The organism is Nitratireductor sp. B36, assembly GCF_020833685.1.
Classification (GTDB): domain Bacteria; phylum Pseudomonadota; class Alphaproteobacteria; order Rhizobiales; family Rhizobiaceae; genus Nitratireductor.
In genome coordinates this window covers 906,133-922,770 of the sequence record NZ_JACKZY010000003.1, presented here as the reverse complement: position 1 = coordinate 922,770, position 16,638 = coordinate 906,133, and the positions used below count along the sequence as shown (strand labels likewise).

The following is a 16,638-nucleotide window of genomic DNA, read 5'->3' as shown; positions in this document are numbered from 1 at the left end:
GATTTCTCCAACAAGGCCGAACCTCAGCGCCGCCAGCGGCGTGCCGCCCTCGTTGGTGAGGCGTATATAGGCCGGACAGCCGCAGAGTGTCAACGCCCGATTCCAACTTTTTTGAATTTTTTACGACACGCATTTCCCCGCCCGGAAATTCTCGTGACGCGGGCAGTTTCCGCTAACTGTTGCCATTCATCGCATCGTCACATTAGAGTCGAATTTGATAAATAGATGCGGGATGTGATTTCACTGAGCGGAAGCGTCCCGATCACGCATTTGGACGCTCATTATATTGATCAGGTATTCATGACTGAGAGGGTTGGGGAAGAGCCTCTTTCATCATCGTTCTCCGGCGCAGCGATGCGACGCAGTGTTTGCTTGTTCACCGAACCAGGGCGCGCCTTTTGTGTGTTTCGCACCGCTCCATGGGCACAAGACCATAAGAACAATGCCATGACATCAGGACGCTATCGGTAATGAGCAGCAACAGCCCGTTGGAACAGATCATCGGCGATGACGCCCCTTTGATAGCGGATGGACGCAGCGGTCCTCCCGATCGGCGCGAAATCTCCGCACGCTGGCTGATCGGCACATTCCTGACCGGTGTCACCTCAACGGTTCTCATGGGGGTTGCCCTGTCTGCCGCGCTCGACGGAAGGCAGCAACTTGCCACGCCTCCCGAGATCGCCCTGCTCGGCGAGATGTCTGATCCCGAGGGCGAAGCCGCCAAAACCGCCCGGCTTGTCACCCCACATACCATCAGCCGCGGCGAAGACCGCCGCATGATGGAAGTCTCCACGGTCATGCGCAGCGGTGACACCGATGTGATCCGCACACTGCCTTTCGTTTATGCCAAGATGGCACTCACGGCCAATCATCCGACGGAAAAGGATTACCCGCCTTTCGACCCGCTTGCGGTGTTCGCCGAGGATGGCGCAGCAAGCACCGCCCGGACCGGATTGATCTACGGCGCCAAGGTGGAAAGCGAAGTCAGCCTCAAAAGCCATGATTTCCCATTGCATTCTTCCGACTTCAGCACCGCCCGCAGCCTGAGCACGGAGGAGGTTGAGGTGGCAGTCCGCAACACGGGCGCGATCCTGACGGACGGCGACGTGCAGGTCGCAGCGCTGCATTACGTGGATCCGCAGCGTTTTGGAGACACGCTCTCAACGCAGGCGCTGGCAGCTTTCAGCGCCCGGATCATTCCAGAGAATGTATCGATTGCAGCCCGAACCGCACGTGAAACCGCACCCGAGTTCGCCGAGGACCTGATCCCGTTTCGAACCGAACGGGCGATCGCCGATGTTTTCGCCCAGTCCGGTTACAAGGGCACGGATGTGGACGGGATGGTCGAGGCGATCACCAAGCTTCTCAATGCTCCCGACCTGAAGGCGGGCACCTTGCTGCGTGTGGGCGTCGAGATGCGCGGAGAGAAAAGCCGGGTGGTTCGCACCAGCGTTTATGAAGGCCGCAAGCACATTGTCACCATCGCCCTGGATGACCGCGAACAATATGTGCCGGCGGAAGAACCGGAAATGAATCCGGTTTTGCTGGCAGCGCTTGACCACCCGACCGCGCCGCGCCGCATGCCACGATCCGATCTTCCGAGAGTGTATGACGGGATCTACCGCGCAGCTTACGCTTATGGATTGACGCCGGACATGACGAAGCGCCTGGTGAAACTCCTGTCAGCAGATGTGGATTTCCAGTCGCGCCTTGCGCCCACCGACAAGCTGGAGGTCTTCTTCTCCGCCCCTGACGCGGACAAGAATGCCACAGATCAGTCCGAGTTGCTTTATGTGAAGGCGAGTTTTGGCGGCACCACGCGCACCTTCTACCGCTTCCAGTTTGACGACGGGACCGTCGACTATTTCGACAAGGATGGCCGCAGCGCAAAGCGCTTCATGCTGAGAAATCCCGTCCCGAACGGTCGTTTCACATCAGGGTTTGGAATGCGGCGTCACCCGGTTCTTGGCTACAGCAAGATGCATACGGGTGTCGACTGGGCCGCGCCACGCGGCACTCCGATCATCGCTGCCGGCGATGGCGTGGTGGAAAAGGCAGGATGGGCCGGCGGATATGGTCGCCAGACCATTATTCGACACAATAACGGGTTCAAGACCTCCTACAACCACCAGAGCGGCATTGCCAAAGGTGTGACGGCGGGCGCGCGCGTGCGCCAGGGCCAGGTCATTGGCTATGTCGGCGCGACCGGCCTCGTGACAGGAAACCATCTTCACTACGAAATGATCGTCAACGGCACCAAGGTCGATCCGATGCGTGTGCGCCTGCCCGACAATCGCGGCCTCAAGGGTGAAGATCTGCTGGCTTTCGAACGCGAGCGCAGCCGCATTGATGAATTGTTGAAAGAGAACGAGGACGCCCCGCTTTCGGTGGCATCGAGCGGCAGTTAATTACAACGCCAGGCCTCGTCGAGCTTGAGCCGTCAGGCGAATGGACGATTATCTGCTGGATAAAGCGGGCGTCATGGAGCCAAGCAGGAGCCCTCGCGCTTGAGAGCTCCCTACGAACACAGCCCCTGACCGGCGGCTCCGTCATCATTCAACGAATGTGACGGTCACCCCTGGCTTGACGCGCTTTGCAAGCTCTTCGGCATCCCAATTGGTCAATCGGATACATCCATGGGAAGCAGTCTTGCCGATCTTTGATGGATCCGGTGTGCCGTGAATACCGTAAGTCGGCTTCGACAAGGCGATCCAGACAGACCCCACTGGCCCATTGGGACCCGGCGGAATGGTCAGCACCTTGTCATTGTTGCCCTGTTTGAAATTGATCTTCGGATTGTAAGTGTATTCCGGATTGAGCGCGATCCGGGTTACCGTGTGCGTACCCGTTGGTGAAGGCGTATCAGATGAACCGATGGTAGCGGGATAGGCGGCCACAAGCTGACCGTCCTCATTATAGGCCCGCAATTGCTTCGCACTTTTGTCTGCCACAATGCGGGTGACATTCGCTTTCATGGGCTTCCCGACATTGACCACTTTGACGATCGTGCCTGGCCGATTGAAATTGGCATCGGGATTGAGCGCGATGAGATACTTCTCATCCATGTGAAAGCGCTCTGCGAGCATCTCGGTGACGGACGTATAGGACAAGGCATCAAGCTGCGCCTTGTGGGCATAGTCTGCGGGAACGGACGCAATGTAAGGCCCGGCGGCGTCCTCGGCGGTGATGGTGTATTCCTCAAAGGCCGGGCCGCCTGTGCGTTCCAGCTCGGCCTCGATCCATTCCTTGTCGTAAGTTCTGAGCGTCTGTCCCGTGATCTCACGATAAGCCCGGATCGCCTTGTTTACATTGTCACCCGTGTGCCCATCGATCACGCCGGGTGAAGCACCGACCCGGTCGAGCAGCACCTGGAAGCGGGTCACATCTTCACTGACCCCGCGCGGCATTACCACCGCGTTGTCTTTTGGCAGAACCGGCGCACCGGAAGCATCACCCGATCCGGAATTATTGACCCCGGAACGCTCGTCGGGGATTGCAGCCATGTTGTCACGCGGGCTTGGCGCATCAAGCGGAGACCGCTCGATGGGTTCACGACCGTAGTTCGGGTTCTCCGGATAAACATCACGATCGTCATACCGAGGCGCGTTCGCATAGGGGTCCGAATAGCGATTGTCGGGTGCATTGCGCGCCCGGCCGCGGTCACGCCGATATCGATCGACCTCACGGGGATCAGAGAAATCATAAACCTGGCCGTCGAACTCGCGAGGGCGCGAGGGTCGACGATCATACTGCCTCCGGTCCGGCGCCGGTGGGCGGATTTCCACCACCTCGCCGGTAAAGGCGTCCACGATGATTTCACGACCATACTGATCTATATAGACGTCGAAATCGTAATTCTGAACGAGCTGGACGGGGGTTTCCAACGGCTCGGCATCAAGAATAGCCTGGCCGCCTGCACGCCCGTTGTTCGAGTGAAATGCCGCGCCATCGCGCCACAACTCGACTTCCGGCATCACGGCCCATGCTGAGGACGGCGCGGCAACCAGATACAAAGCGGTCAGCAAATTCAGTTTCACGTTCATCGCCCCTCGACTCATCCCACACGGACAGGCTGTTCGCCTCGCGAGCGATTCGCCCATTTGACGAATGATTTACCATAGGAGATGAACCGGACGTGAAGATGGCGAGGGTTGTGGCAATTTCGCGGCGCCGTCAAACCGGGTCCAATCCCAACTCCCGCCTGACCTTACGCGTCAGCCCCGACGCCACGATCCGATGGCTTTCAGCCAGATAATCCGCAAGGGCATCATCATCCATTGCTTCAACAGACTGTCTCTGGATCCATTTCATTCCACGCGAAGCCAGATAAGGTGCAGGACGCAGGCCCGGCTGTTCCCTCAAAACATCGAATGCGATTTCAGAACATTTGAAGGAGACAGCAAGCGTTCCATCGCCGGCATGGCTACCAATGGCAAACACTTTTCCGCCCACCTTCCAGACATGCGCGCCGCCCCACTGAACGACATGGGTCGTGTGAGGGAGGGCACCGCAAACCGCGTTGTATTGTTCGATCTGCATGGGCCGCCCTCCCCTACATTGTGCTTATGCAGCCTGACCGGCCTGCTCATCGACAGAGGCCTTGCCAGGCCGGAAAATAAGCCGGTCGGACCCTGCCGTGACCTTCACCGTGGTCCCGTCGAATATCTCTCCCTGCAGGATCTTTTCTGCCAGCGGGTCCTGAAGCTCCTTCTGGATCACGCGCTTTAGAGGGCGCGCGCCATAGGCAGGATCGTAGCCTTTGTTGGCCAGCCACTCGATTGCTTCGCTATCGAGATCGAGCGTGATCTTGCGATCCGCAAGCAGGCTTTCCAAACGCTGCAACTGGATCTCAACGATCTGTCCCATGTCCTGACGACGCAAACGATGGAAGAGAATTACCTCATCGATCCGGTTCAGGAATTCCGGCCGGAACGAGGCCTTGACCACATCCATCACCTCGCTGCGCACCTTGTCGACATCGTCGCCTTCACCAAGATTGACGAGGTACTCGGCACCAAGGTTGGATGTCATCACGATGAGGGCGTTGCGGAAATCCACCGTGCGGCCCTGGCCATCCGTGAGGCGTCCGTCGTCGAGCACCTGCAACAGCACGTTGAACACGTCTTGATGCGCCTTCTCGATCTCGTCGAAAAGGATGACCTGATAAGGCCGGCGTCTGACCGCCTCTGTCAGGACACCGCCTTCCTCATAGCCGACATAGCCGGGGGGAGCGCCGATAAGCCGGGCCACGGAGTGCTTCTCCATAAACTCCGACATGTCGATACGCACCATGGCCTGCTCGTCATCGAAGAGGAAACTGGCCAGCGCCTTTGTCAGCTCCGTCTTGCCGACGCCTGTCGGGCCGAGGAACATGAATGAGCCGATCGGCCGGTTGGGATCCTGAAGACCTGCACGGGCACGGCGGACAGCCTTGGAAACAGCCTGTACGGCCTCTCCCTGGCCAACGACGCGCCTGGCGAGTTCATCTTCCATGCGGAGAAGTTTTTCGCGTTCTCCTTCAAGCATCTTGTCAACAGGGATGCCGGTCCAGCGAGAAACGATGTGGGCGACGTGATCCGGTTTGACGGTCTCTTCGACCATGCCGGCGGCGCCTTCTTCCTCGCCCTGAGCCTCAGCCTCGGCCAGTTTCTTCTCGAGCTCCGGAATCTGTCCATAGGCCAGTTCACCGGCGCGCTGGAATTCACCCTTGCGCTGGGCAATGGCCAGTTCATTGCGCGCTTCATCGAGTTGCTTCTTCAGATCTGCAGCAAGGCCGAGCTTATCCTTTTCGGCAGCCCAACGGCTGGTCAGGCGCGCCGATTCTTCCTCCAGATCGGTCAGCTCGGTTTCGAGCTTGGCGAGGCGATCGCGCGAGGCCTCGTCCTTCTCCGCCTTCAGCGCTTCACGCTCGATCTTCAGCTGCATGATGCGCCGGTCAATCTCATCAAGCTCCTCCGGTTTTGAATCCACCTGCATGCGCAGTCGGGACGCTGCCTCGTCCACCAGATCGATGGCCTTATCGGGCAGAAACCTGTCGGTGATATAACGGTTGGAAAGCGTAGCGGCGGCAACCAAGGCAGAATCGGAAACCCGCACCTTGTGGTGCTGCTCATATTTCTCCTTCAAACCACGCAGGATCGAAACCGTGTCCTCAACAGTCGGCTCTTTCACGAAAACCGGCTGAAAACGGCGCGCAAGTGCTGCGTCCTTCTCTACATGCTTGCGATACTCATCGAGCGTCGTGGCGCCCACGCAATGCAGCTCACCCCGCGCAAGCGCAGGCTTGAGCAGGTTCGAAGCGTCCATGGCGCCATCGGCCTTGCCGGCACCGACAAGCGTGTGCATTTCGTCGATAAAGAGAATGATGTTGCCGTCGGCCGCCGTCACCTCCGAGAGAACGGCCTTCAGCCGCTCCTCAAATTCGCCGCGATATTTCGCGCCGGCAATGAGAGCGCCCATATCAAGCGCCATCAACTGCTTGTCCTTGAGAGATTCAGGCACATCGCCGTTCACGATACGCAAGGCGAGCCCTTCGGCAATGGCCGTCTTGCCAACGCCTGGCTCTCCGATCAGAACCGGGTTGTTCTTGGTACGACGGGAGAGAACCTGGATCGTGCGCCGAATTTCGTCATCGCGGCCAATGACAGGGTCGAGCCGACCGGCACGGGCGTCCGCAGTCAAATCACGCGCGTATTTCTTGAGCGCATCATATCCCTGTTCGGCGCTCGCCGAATCGGCAGTGCGGCCCTTGCGAATATCGTTGATAGCCTGATTGAGTGCCGTCGGGGTCACCCCTGCCCGTGCAAGGATATCAGCGGTCTTCGCTGATTTTTCGACCGCCAACGCGGTCAGCAAACGCTCGACCGTGACAAAGCTGTCACCGGCCTTCTTGGCCAGCTCCTCGGCAGTCGAAAAAACTTTCGCAAGCGGCTGAGCCATATAAAGCTGGCCGTTGCCGCCCTCCACCTGAGGCATAGCTTTCAGCGCCGCTTCGACGCCGAGGCGCACATCCTCAGCCCGCCCACCTGCACGCTCGATCAGCGATGCCGCAAGGCCTTCTTCATCATCAACAAGCACCTTGAGCAGGTGCTCCGGGGTAAATTGCTGATGGTTGCTGGTGAGCGCAAAGGTTTGTGCAGCCTGAACAAATCCGCGCACGCGCTCTGAGTATTTTTCAAAGTTCATAAGTGTCTCCATTTCCCTGCCAGCCTGCTTTGCAGCACCGGCAACGATTAATGCGACGGGCTCCCATAAACCGTGATGCGGTCAGATTATCACGGTCCGGTGTGGCAAGCCCAACTGATTGAGATATGGGAACATATCCCTATCGGCACAAGATGGAGACCAAATGAAAACGGCGGGGAAGCCCCGCCGTCATTATTTCAAAGAACGCTTTGTTCAGCCCTGAGCTGCAATCTCTTCCGGCACAGCGGCGGAAGGCGCTGTTTCATTGCCATCACCGCTGCCATCACCGCCGTCTGCATCCTCGCTCTTGCGGGCACGGGTCCGACGGGGGCGTTTGGCGGGCTTTTCGCCTTCCTGCGCCTCATCGCCATCTTCCGACTTGGCGGCTGCGGGTTTCCGGCTGCGACGCGCAGGCTTCGGCTTTTCATCGTCTGCGCTACCGTTCATGCCGCCAGACGCGTGACCATTGCCAGCGCCGCTCTCCTCGCCGTTCAGGGCCAGCTCGGCCGGCACACCCTGGATATCGGGCTGCGGGCCGGAACCGTCGTCGACGCGTTTCTGGCGCTGAGGCTTGTGGCCACCATTGTTGGCTTCGGCAGCATCCTGCTCGTCGCCATCATCAGCATCGTCACGATTTTCACGCGTCTGCTGCTGTTGCTGCAACTGTGCCTGGGCAGCGGCAATGATACGATTGTAGTGTTCCGCATGCTGCAGATAATTCTCGGCCATCACACGATCACCGGAACTTTGCGCATCGCGCGCCAGAGCAGCATACTTATCTGCCACCTGTTGTGCCGTTCCGCGGATTTTCACGTCCGGGCCATTGCTCTCATAGCTGCGCGCTAAAGGGTTTGGGCCTTTGCGGTTGTTGTTGCCGCGACCGCGCATGCGCCTGTTCTGCTGTTGTGGCCTCATTCGACTCTCTTGGTTTTTGAGACTGCTTGTTCGAGACAGATTTTTGAAACGATACTCTTTTCAGATGGCGGACGATGGCGGGAAGCCAGCAGTCTCACATCTCCCCTTGGCTCTATGCCGCACCGCATTCTGCGGGCGCCAACGCCATTGCTGTTCCGCTTCAAATCAGTTGCCGGACAATCCCCGCAAAGAAGCAGAGGCGATAAACGCCCTTCACGACAGCTGGTCCTCGGGAACCGAATCGATAACGGTGCTGTCTGCTTCGTCCCATCCGGTAGGCGGAACCTAGCGGCATTCTTTTGCAATGCCAAGCTTTTTTTCAACCTTGTTCACGAGGTGTTTCCTGAGCGAAAACCAGCACCCGGTCATGCCCGGCGAGGTCTTGACCGTGCGTTTTCAAACGGAAGCCGTGTTCCGTGAAAAGGCCAGCCACACTCTCCTTTTGGTTGTACCCGATCTCCACGGCGAGGAAGCCACCTGACGACAGAAATGCCGAGCTCTCGGCAGCAAGCCGCCTGTATGCATCCAGACCATCCCGACCGGCAACCAGCGCGCGTCGCGGATCATGTTCTCGGACCTCTATGGCAAGGTCGCACCAATCATCTTCACGAATATAGGGCGGATTTGAGACGATGATATCATACCGACCGTCAATATTGCCGAACCAGTCCGACAATCGCGCTTCAAACCGGTGCCCGAAACCATTCATATCGGCATTGGCTTGTGCAGTTGCAAGCGCACCGGCAGAAATATCTGCGCCTATAGCGCGGGCTTCAGGCAAGACACTGAGCAGAGCAAGGGCAATCGCCCCCGTGCCGGTCCCCAAATCGAGAATGCGCCACGGATGATCCTCACCGCCGAGACGGCGTACTTCTTCCAGCACCAGTTCAACGAGCGTTTCTGTGTCGGGACGAGGCTCCAGCGTTTCGTCGGAAAGCTTGAAATTGAGCCCGTAAAACTCCCTGAAGCCAAGGATCCGGTGCACGGGTTTGCCGGCGATGCGCTGATCGATGAGTTTTTGCGCGAGATCGCGCTCTGCCTCGCTGACCGGGCTCTCGGGGCGCGCGATGGCATCGAGCCGTGTGGTCTGCGTGACATGCTCGACCAGAAGACGCGCATCGAGTGCTGCCTCGGGAATACCGGCACGCGCCAGCTCACTTCGCGCCCATGACAGAAGCGCGCCAAGCGTCTCCGCGTCAGCCATCTGCCCCGGTTTCCGCGAGCAGCTTTGCCTGATGATCCGAGATCAGAGCATCAATCACTTCATCGAGATCGCCTTCGATCACCCGATCCAGCTTGTAGAGCGTGAGGTTGATACGATGATCCGTAAGCCGCCCCTGCGGAAAATTATAGGTGCGTATGCGCTCGGAACGATCGCCGGTACCAACCTGTAGACGTCGTGCCTCAGAGCGCTCGTCAGCCGCTTTCATGCGCTGCATGTCAAACAGCCGCGCGCGCAGGATCTGCATGGCCCGGGCCCGGTTCTGATGCTGAGACTTCTCTGCCTGCAACACGACGATCCCGGTCGGGATGTGTGTGATACGCACCGCCGAATCGGTGGTGTTGACGTGCTGGCCGCCGGCACCCGAGGCGCGCATCGTGTCAATGCGGATGTCGTCCGGCTTGATGTCCACGTCGATCTCTTCGGCCTCCGGCAATACGGCCACGGTGGCCGCGGACGTGTGGATACGCCCCTGCGCTTCCGTGGCCGGAACGCGCTGCACCCGGTGAACGCCGGATTCGAACTTCAGGCGGGAAAACACGCCGCGCCCCGAGACGGTGGCGATGATTTCCTTGTAACCACCCGCCTCTCCTTCGCTGGCGGACACCACCTCGACCCGCCAGCCCTTTTCCGAGGCATAACGTTCATACATGCGGAAGAGATCACCTGCGAAGAGCGCGGCCTCATCGCCGCCCGTGCCCGCTCGAATTTCCAGAATGGCGTTCTTGTCGTCGGCTTCGTCCTTCGGCAGGAGAAGGATCTGCATCTCTTCTTGCAACGCCTCGATGCGCTGCTCGACATCCTCGAGATCGGCTTCAGCGAGCTCGCGCATCTCCTTGTCGGTGGCCGGATCGGCGAGCATTGACTTGAGATCGTCGAGTTCTGATTCTGCCTGACGCAACTCCCGGATCTTGCCCGCAACCTCCTGCAGTTCCGAATACTCGGATGCGAGCTTCACATACACATCAGGCTCCGGGCCGGCCGCCATTTGCGTTTCGATAAGCTCGAAACGTTTCAATACCTGGTCCATGCGGTCGCGCGGCAAGTCGGTCATCGACGGGAAAGCCTGTCAGTTCTAGAGAGCAATTGAGTGCTTGTTCGCAAAATCGCGCAGCAACGCGCGAATATCTGTCGACGCGCTATGATTGGCAAGCGCTTCCTCCATGACGACCGAGAGGTCCGACAGGGGAAGTTCGCAAAGCATTGCCTTTACCGGGCCGATGGCCGCCGGCGCCATGGAGATGGAGCGGAAACCCACTCCGAGCAAGGCCATTGCCGAAATCGGCCGTCCCGCCAGTTCACCGCACAGTGTCACCGGCGTTCCCGATTTATCGCCAGCGCGCACGATCTGGCGCAGAATGCGCAGGAAGGGCACACTCAGAGGATCGAACCGGTCGGCGATGCGTGTGTTGCCACGGTCTGTTGCCGTAACGAATTGGAACAGATCGTTCGAGCCCACGGAAACGAAATCCACAGCCTGCATCAGCTCTTCAAGCTGCCACAGAAGCGAGGGCACCTCGATCATGGCACCGATCTTGAGCCGCGTCGGCAGGAGATAGCCGAAGCGTGAAAGATGGCGCACCTCCCGGTCAATGATGTCGCGGGCCTGACGCACTTCGCTCACTTCGGTGACCATCGGCAACATCATGCGCAGCTCACGCCCGCCTGCCGCTTTGAGAAGCGCACGGATCTGCGTACGCAGCAATCCGGGACGGTCCAGCGTCAGTCGGATGGCGCGCCAGCCCAGCGCCGGGTTTTCCTCATGCTGCGCGCCCTTGAAATAAGGAAGCACCTTGTCGCCGCCAATGTCGATGGTGCGGAACGTGACGGGCTTGCCATCGGCCGCTTCCAGCACTTCCCGGTAAAGTCGCTCCTGCGCCTCGACCCTTGGAAAAGCTGCCGCCACCATGAACTGAAGTTCAGTGCGAAAAAGCCCGATGCCGGCAGCGCCCGACTGTGCCAGTTGCGGCAGATCGACGGCGAGCCCTGCATTCATCATCAAGTCGACAGGAACTCCATCCTTCGTTTCTGTCGGGCGGTCGCGCAGCTCCTGATAAAGCTTTTGACGCCGGGCACGGAAACGCACTTTTTCGGCATAGGCTTCCTCGACGTCCGCCTGCGGGCGCAGATGCACCTGCCCGTCCTCGCCATCGACGATAATCGCATCACCATTCTCCGACATGGAGACGGCACCCTTTACCTGACCGACAGTCGGCAGGCCGATGGCGCGGGCAACGATAACAATGTGACTTGTGGGGGCGCCCTCTTCCAGAACGAGCCCGCGCAGCTTCTGACGGGGATAATCCAGCAGTTCGGCTGCCCCCATGGAACGAGCAACGATTATGGCGTCCTTTGGCAATATTTCCGCCAGCGCATCCGGACCCCGCCCCATGAGCTGGCGCAACAGGCGATTGGCGAGATCGTCGAAATCGCTCATTCGCTCGCGCAGATAGGGGTCGGTCATGTGCATCATGCGCGCGCGCATGTCACTCTGCACCTTTTCGACCGCGGCTTCCGCAGTAAGACCGTTGTTGATCGCCTCCTGCAGCCGCCGCACCCAGCCACGGTCATTGGCAAACATCCGGTAGGCTTCGAGAACCGCACGATGCTCGCCTTCGAAGGCAACATCGCGCCGAGAAAGCATGTCGTCGATGGAAAGTCTGAGCGAATCGAGTGCGGTTTCGAGCCTGCCAAGCTCGACGTCGCTGTCTTCATTGAACAGCGCAGTGACGACGATGCGTGGCTCGTGCAACACCACATGCCCCAGTCCGACCCCTTCATTGAAGGGCAGGCCAGTCATGCTCACGGGACGACTGAGATCCAATTCTATGCCGGGACGCGTCAGTCTTGCCAGATCGCCGGTCGCGATCATTTCGGCAATGACCATTGCCACCGTTTCCAGAGCCTCGATCTCGTCCTCGCGGTAATGCCGCATGGTGCGGTTCTGCACCACGAGAACACCAAGTGTGCGGCCAGCCCTGAGTACGGGCACCCCGAGGAACGAGTGATAAACCTCTTCACCCGTTTCCGGCAGATAGGTAAAAGCCGGGTGTTTTTGCGCGTCGGAGAGATTGAGCGGGCGTGCGCTGGCGGCGATCGTGCCGACAAGGCCCTGGCCCAGACGAAGCTGTGCCAAATGAACAGCGCCCGGGTTTAGACCCTCCGTCGCATAGAGCTCCAGCATCGAATCGGCGCGTAGCACATAGAGCGAGCACACCTCGGCGACCATGTTCTGTGCAATTTCGCGAACGATATGGTCGAGCCGCTCTTGTGGATCGAGCGCCTCGGCCATCAATTCCCGCAATCGCCTTAACAGCACCCTCGGGCCGCCGGCAGAATCTCGCATCGAACCCCTCTCCCTTGGCCAATGCCAGCCGCTTGCAGGAGCCAGGCAGAAGCCGGTTTTCGGGTTGTTGTTTTCTACTGCTTATCGAGACCGTAGACAGAATGCAAAGTGCGGACGGCCAATTCTGCATAAGGACCGTCAATCAGGATCGAAATCTTGATCTCGGACGTGGTGATCGCACGAATGTTGATACCCTTCTCGGCCAGGGCCTTGAAGGCGATTGCCGCGACGCCGGCATGGCTGCGCATCCCGATGCCTATCACTGAAACCTTGACCAGTCCCGCTTCCGACTGGATCGCGTCAAAGCCGATCGTTTCACGGACCTTGTCCAGAACAGCGACAGCCTTCTCCAGATCCCCTGAGGGTACAGTGAAGGTCATGTCCGTGCGCGAACCATCCTCGGAAATGTTCTGCACGATCATGTCGACATTGATATTGGCCTCGGCCAGCGGGCCAAAAATGCCGGCAGACACGCCTGGGCGATCCGCAACGCGACGAAGCGATATCTGCGCCTCGTCCTTGGCGTAGGCGATGCCGGTGACGACTTGCTGTTCCACGATTTCATCCTCATCGCAAATGAGCGTACCGGGCGGGTTGTCGAAATCACCCATACCCGGCGCATCCGGATCCTCGAAAGACGATCTGACAAAGGTTCTGACCTTGTGCACCATCGCCAGTTCCACCGACCGCACCTGCAGCACCTTGGCTCCAAGCGATGCCATTTCGAGCATTTCTTCAAACGAAATTTTCGGCAGGCGGCGCGCCTTTGGCTCGATGCGCGGATCAGTGGTGTAAACACCATCAACATCGGTATAGATATCGCATCGGTCAGCTTTCACCGCAGCAGCGACAGCAACGGCGCTGGTGTCGGAACCGCCCCGCCCAAGCGTTGCGATGCGATTGTCAGGACCGATGCCCTGGAAACCAGCGACGACGGCAACCTGGCCCATTCCCATGCGACGAACGATCTCGCTGCCGTCAATATCCTCGATGCGCGCTGCACCATGTGCGTTGTCGGTACGGATCGGAATCTGCCAACCCTGCCAGGAACGGGCGTCAACCCCCATGGACTGGAGAGCGATCGCCAGCAAGCCGCTGGTGACCTGCTCTCCCGATGCAACGATAGCGTCGTACTCGCGCGCGTCGAAAAATGGAGATTCAGCACCCGTCGCCTTGGGCATAGCCTGCGCCCAGCCAACCAGTTCATTGGTCTTGCCGGACATCGCCGAGACGACAACGGCGACCTCGTGCCCGGCATCCGTTTCGCGTTTGACATGGCGCGCCACATTATGGATGCGGTCGATATCGGCGACGGAGGTTCCGCCGAACTTCATCACGATGCGCGCCATGGGAACGGAGTGCCTTTGCTCGGAAATTCCAACCACCCAGAAGAAGTGGCCACAACACGACGCAGCAGCGGAGCCCCACCCTGCGCCGCGCACTCCATACCCAAAAGATCCATTATCTGCAAGCAATGTGAAACGGCGTTCGAAAGCCCGAAAAACCACGCGGTCGTGAACGGTGCCATTCTCGCAAACAGACCCACCGAGGATCGTGTGACAATTCCCGACTTGACAATCCGTCGCCACATCCCGACTTCATGGTCCAGGCTAGAGCAACACCCAGCGAGGGGCTTTCCATGTCCGAAGCGCAGCACACGACAATCGACAAACGAGAGATCGAGCATTTTTCGTCGCTTGCGGCTGAATGGTGGAATCCGGCCGGCAAGATGGGGGTCCTGCACAAGTTCAATCCTGTTCGCCTTGCTTACATACGCGACCATGTAGCGGCTCATTTCGGCCGCGATCCCCACGCGGCAAAGCCCTTTGCTGGCCTTCGCATGCTCGACATCGGGTGTGGCGGCGGGCTCTTGTGCGAACCCATGGCGCGTCTCGGTGCAGAGGTGGTCGGTGCAGACGCCTCCGAAACCAACATCGAAGTCGCAAAGATTCATGCCGAGCAGAGCAAGCTTTCCATAGATTATCGCGCCACCACCGCAGAGGCCCTGGCCGACGCCGGTGAAAGCTTCGATATCATTCTCAACATGGAAGTGGTCGAGCACGTTGCCGACGTGGATCTGTTCCTGGCCAAGTGCGGCGCCATGCTGAAGCCCGGCGGCTTGATGTTCGTTGCCACCATCAATCGCACGCTGAAAGCCTGGGGACTGGCAATCATAGGCGCGGAATACGTGCTCGGATGGCTGCCCCGCGGCACACACCAATACGAGAAGCTTGTACGTCCGAAGGAACTGGAAGAGGGTCTCGCCGGAGCGGGTATCAAGATCGTCGACCGCACCGGCGTTGTCTACAATCCGCTCGGCGACCGCTGGCAGCGGTCGCGCGATATGGATGTCAACTACATGGTCGCCGCGACAAAACCCCTCGCTTGAACGGCATCAGTTTTGATCGTCGGGGAACAGCGGCAACGGCATGAACTCGACGCCGTCTTCCAGTAGAGAAGCAGCTTCTTCGGATGTCGCCTCACCATAGATGCCACGCGCTTCGGTTTCGCCGAAGTGAATCTTGCGCGCTTCCTCGGCGAACCGGTCGCCGACATAATCCGCATTTTCACGCACCTTCTTCGACAGTTCCTTAAGCTGGGCAAGCGCTTTCTTCTGCTGCTCGCCCATGGCGAGCGCGATCTGCTCGCGTCGCTTGCCGGTCGAAACCGCCGGGGCCATCAGAGCTTTCTGCACACTGGAAGTGCCGCAATGCGGGCATGAAACGAGACCGCGTTCATTCTGCGCATCGAAATCCGCATTGTTGCGAAACCATGCTTCGAATGCGTGGTCGTGCTCGCAGATCAGGTTAAAACTGATCATGAAGCCTTCCTCTCAGTCGAAGCGCCGCCCGAAATACGCGCCACCGAGAAATCACGCGCGTTTTTCAAGTTTGGAATCTTCGCGCGCGCCGCGGCCACCCGATCGAGGTCCAGTTCGGCAATCGCAACACCCGGTGCGTCTCCACTCACCTCGGCCAGGATCCGTCCCCAGGGATCGACGATCAATGAATGGCCGTAGGTCTCGCGTCCGTCCTCGTGCAACCCGCCTTGAGCAGCACTGATCATGAAGGCACCATTCTCGATGGCACGAGATCGCACCAGAACATGCCAGTGCGCTTCACCAGTCTGGCGCGTGAAGGCGGCCGGTGCGGTCAGCACCTGGGCCTCAGCCCGTGCCAACGCCCGGAAAAGTTGCGGGAAGCGCAAATCGTAACAGATGGCAAAGCCAAGCCGACCGAAGGGAAGATCGGCCACAACAGCCCGATCCCCCGGGGCATAAGTGGCAGATTCGCGCCAGCTCTCGCCATTGTCGAGATCCACATCGAACATATGGAGCTTGTCGTAGGTGGTGATCAATCGACCTTCTGGTCCGAATAAAAAGGCTCGGTTAGCCACACGTCCATTATCGAGAGCTACGGCTGTGGAGCCAAGGTGCACATAGATCGACAATTCCTGCGCGAGAGCCTGTGCCCGATCGATCACCAGCGTCCCGCGCGGGCCGGCAATCCGCGACTTCAGATCTTCCCTGCTGCGCACAAGAACGCCCGTCATTTCAGGGCTTTGTACATATTCAGCGCCCTGCCCCGCCGCCTCCCGCACCAGAGCCTCGAATGCATCGGCATTCGCCTCCGGCTCCGTGCCGGAACGCATTTGAAGAGCTGCAGCGATGAGCTTGCTCATGCTTGTCCCTCCGCAAGCAAGGCATCGAGTTTTCCATCGCGCTCAAGCGCATGAAGTTCGTCGCAGCCGCCCACATGGGTATTGCCGATAAAAATCTGCGGAAAAGTCGAGCGACCATTCGCACGCTGGATCATCTCTTGCCGCAGTTCATCGGAAAAACTGGCATCGTGCTCCGTATAGGCAACCCCCTTGCTGTCGAGCAAGCGCTTGGCCGCACTACAGAAGCCACACATCATCCGGGTATAGATCGTCACATTAGCCATAGTCGGTCCCATACTCTTCACGGGGC

At 59.1% G+C, this 16,638-nt stretch carries 13 protein-coding genes; 2 read left to right on the top strand and 11 right to left on the bottom strand.

The features are described 5' to 3' along the window. The first annotated feature begins 470 nt into the window (after positions 1 to 470). Positions 471 to 2,408 (top strand): M23 family metallopeptidase, encoded by a 1,938-nt coding sequence (locus H7H48_RS16230; RefSeq protein WP_229450063.1) that lies wholly within the window; start codon positions 471 to 473, stop codon positions 2,406 to 2,408. A 144-nt stretch (positions 2,409 to 2,552) separates the two neighbouring features. On the opposite strand, the gene H7H48_RS16225 is transcribed toward H7H48_RS16230, so the two are convergent. From H7H48_RS16225 to H7H48_RS16190, 8 genes are all read right to left on the bottom strand, one after another. Further along, positions 2,553 to 4,043, bottom strand: coding sequence for a L,D-transpeptidase (locus H7H48_RS16225; protein WP_229450062.1), 1,491 nt, complete (start codon positions 4,041 to 4,043; stop codon positions 2,553 to 2,555). A gap of 130 nt (positions 4,044 to 4,173) precedes the next feature. Then, positions 4,174 to 4,539, bottom strand: a complete 366-nt coding sequence (locus H7H48_RS16220; RefSeq protein WP_229450061.1) for an MmcQ/YjbR family DNA-binding protein — start codon at positions 4,537 to 4,539, stop codon at positions 4,174 to 4,176. A gap of 24 nt (positions 4,540 to 4,563) precedes the next feature. Further along, positions 4,564 to 7,185 carry an ATP-dependent chaperone ClpB gene (clpB, locus tag H7H48_RS16215; RefSeq protein WP_229450060.1) on the bottom strand — a complete coding sequence of 874 codons (2,622 nt, stop codon included), beginning with the start codon at positions 7,183 to 7,185 and terminating at the stop codon, positions 4,564 to 4,566. Between the two features lie 213 nt (positions 7,186 to 7,398). After that, positions 7,399 to 8,100, bottom strand: coding sequence for a DUF4167 domain-containing protein (locus H7H48_RS16210; RefSeq protein ID WP_229450059.1), 702 nt, complete (start codon positions 8,098 to 8,100; stop codon positions 7,399 to 7,401). A 319-nt stretch (positions 8,101 to 8,419) separates the two neighbouring features. Continuing rightward, a complete protein-coding gene (gene prmC, locus H7H48_RS16205; protein ID WP_229450058.1) occupies positions 8,420 to 9,304 on the bottom strand; it encodes a peptide chain release factor N(5)-glutamine methyltransferase in 885 nt (294 codons plus the stop codon). After that, a complete protein-coding gene (prfA, locus tag H7H48_RS16200; protein WP_229450057.1) occupies positions 9,297 to 10,376 on the bottom strand; it encodes a peptide chain release factor 1 in 1,080 nt (359 codons plus the stop codon). The genes prmC and prfA overlap by 8 nt, the downstream gene beginning before the upstream one ends. Before the next feature lie 21 nt (positions 10,377 to 10,397). Beyond that, positions 10,398 to 12,668 (bottom strand): phosphoenolpyruvate--protein phosphotransferase, encoded by a 2,271-nt coding sequence (gene ptsP / locus H7H48_RS16195; protein ID WP_229450056.1) that lies wholly within the window; start codon positions 12,666 to 12,668, stop codon positions 10,398 to 10,400. A gap of 74 nt (positions 12,669 to 12,742) precedes the next feature. Further along, positions 12,743 to 14,017 (bottom strand): aspartate kinase, encoded by a 1,275-nt coding sequence (locus tag H7H48_RS16190; RefSeq protein ID WP_229450055.1) that lies wholly within the window; start codon positions 14,015 to 14,017, stop codon positions 12,743 to 12,745. Between the two features lie 290 nt (positions 14,018 to 14,307). Between H7H48_RS16190 and ubiG the strand changes: the two genes are divergently transcribed. Further along, positions 14,308 to 15,057, top strand: coding sequence for a bifunctional 2-polyprenyl-6-hydroxyphenol methylase/3-demethylubiquinol 3-O-methyltransferase UbiG (ubiG, locus tag H7H48_RS16185; RefSeq protein ID WP_229450054.1), 750 nt, complete (start codon positions 14,308 to 14,310; stop codon positions 15,055 to 15,057). A gap of 6 nt (positions 15,058 to 15,063) precedes the next feature. Here ubiG and H7H48_RS16180 read toward each other — a convergent pair whose 3' ends face one another. The 3 genes from H7H48_RS16180 to grxC are packed head-to-tail and all read right to left on the bottom strand — an operon-like array spanning position 15,064 to position 16,612. After that, on the bottom strand, positions 15,064 to 15,489 hold the full coding sequence (locus H7H48_RS16180) for a DUF1178 family protein (protein WP_229450053.1): 426 nt from the start codon (positions 15,487 to 15,489) through the stop codon (positions 15,064 to 15,066). Then, complete coding sequence (locus tag H7H48_RS16175; protein WP_229450052.1) at positions 15,486 to 16,349, bottom strand: carbon-nitrogen hydrolase family protein; 864 nt, start codon at positions 16,347 to 16,349, stop codon at positions 15,486 to 15,488. Before H7H48_RS16175 ends, H7H48_RS16180 begins: the two co-directional genes overlap by 4 nt. Beyond that, positions 16,346 to 16,612: a glutaredoxin 3 gene (grxC, locus tag H7H48_RS16170; protein ID WP_229450051.1), complete on the bottom strand. Its 267-nt coding sequence runs from the start codon at positions 16,610 to 16,612 to the stop codon at positions 16,346 to 16,348. Before grxC ends, H7H48_RS16175 begins: the two co-directional genes overlap by 4 nt. Between the last annotated feature and the right edge of the window lie 26 nt (positions 16,613 to 16,638).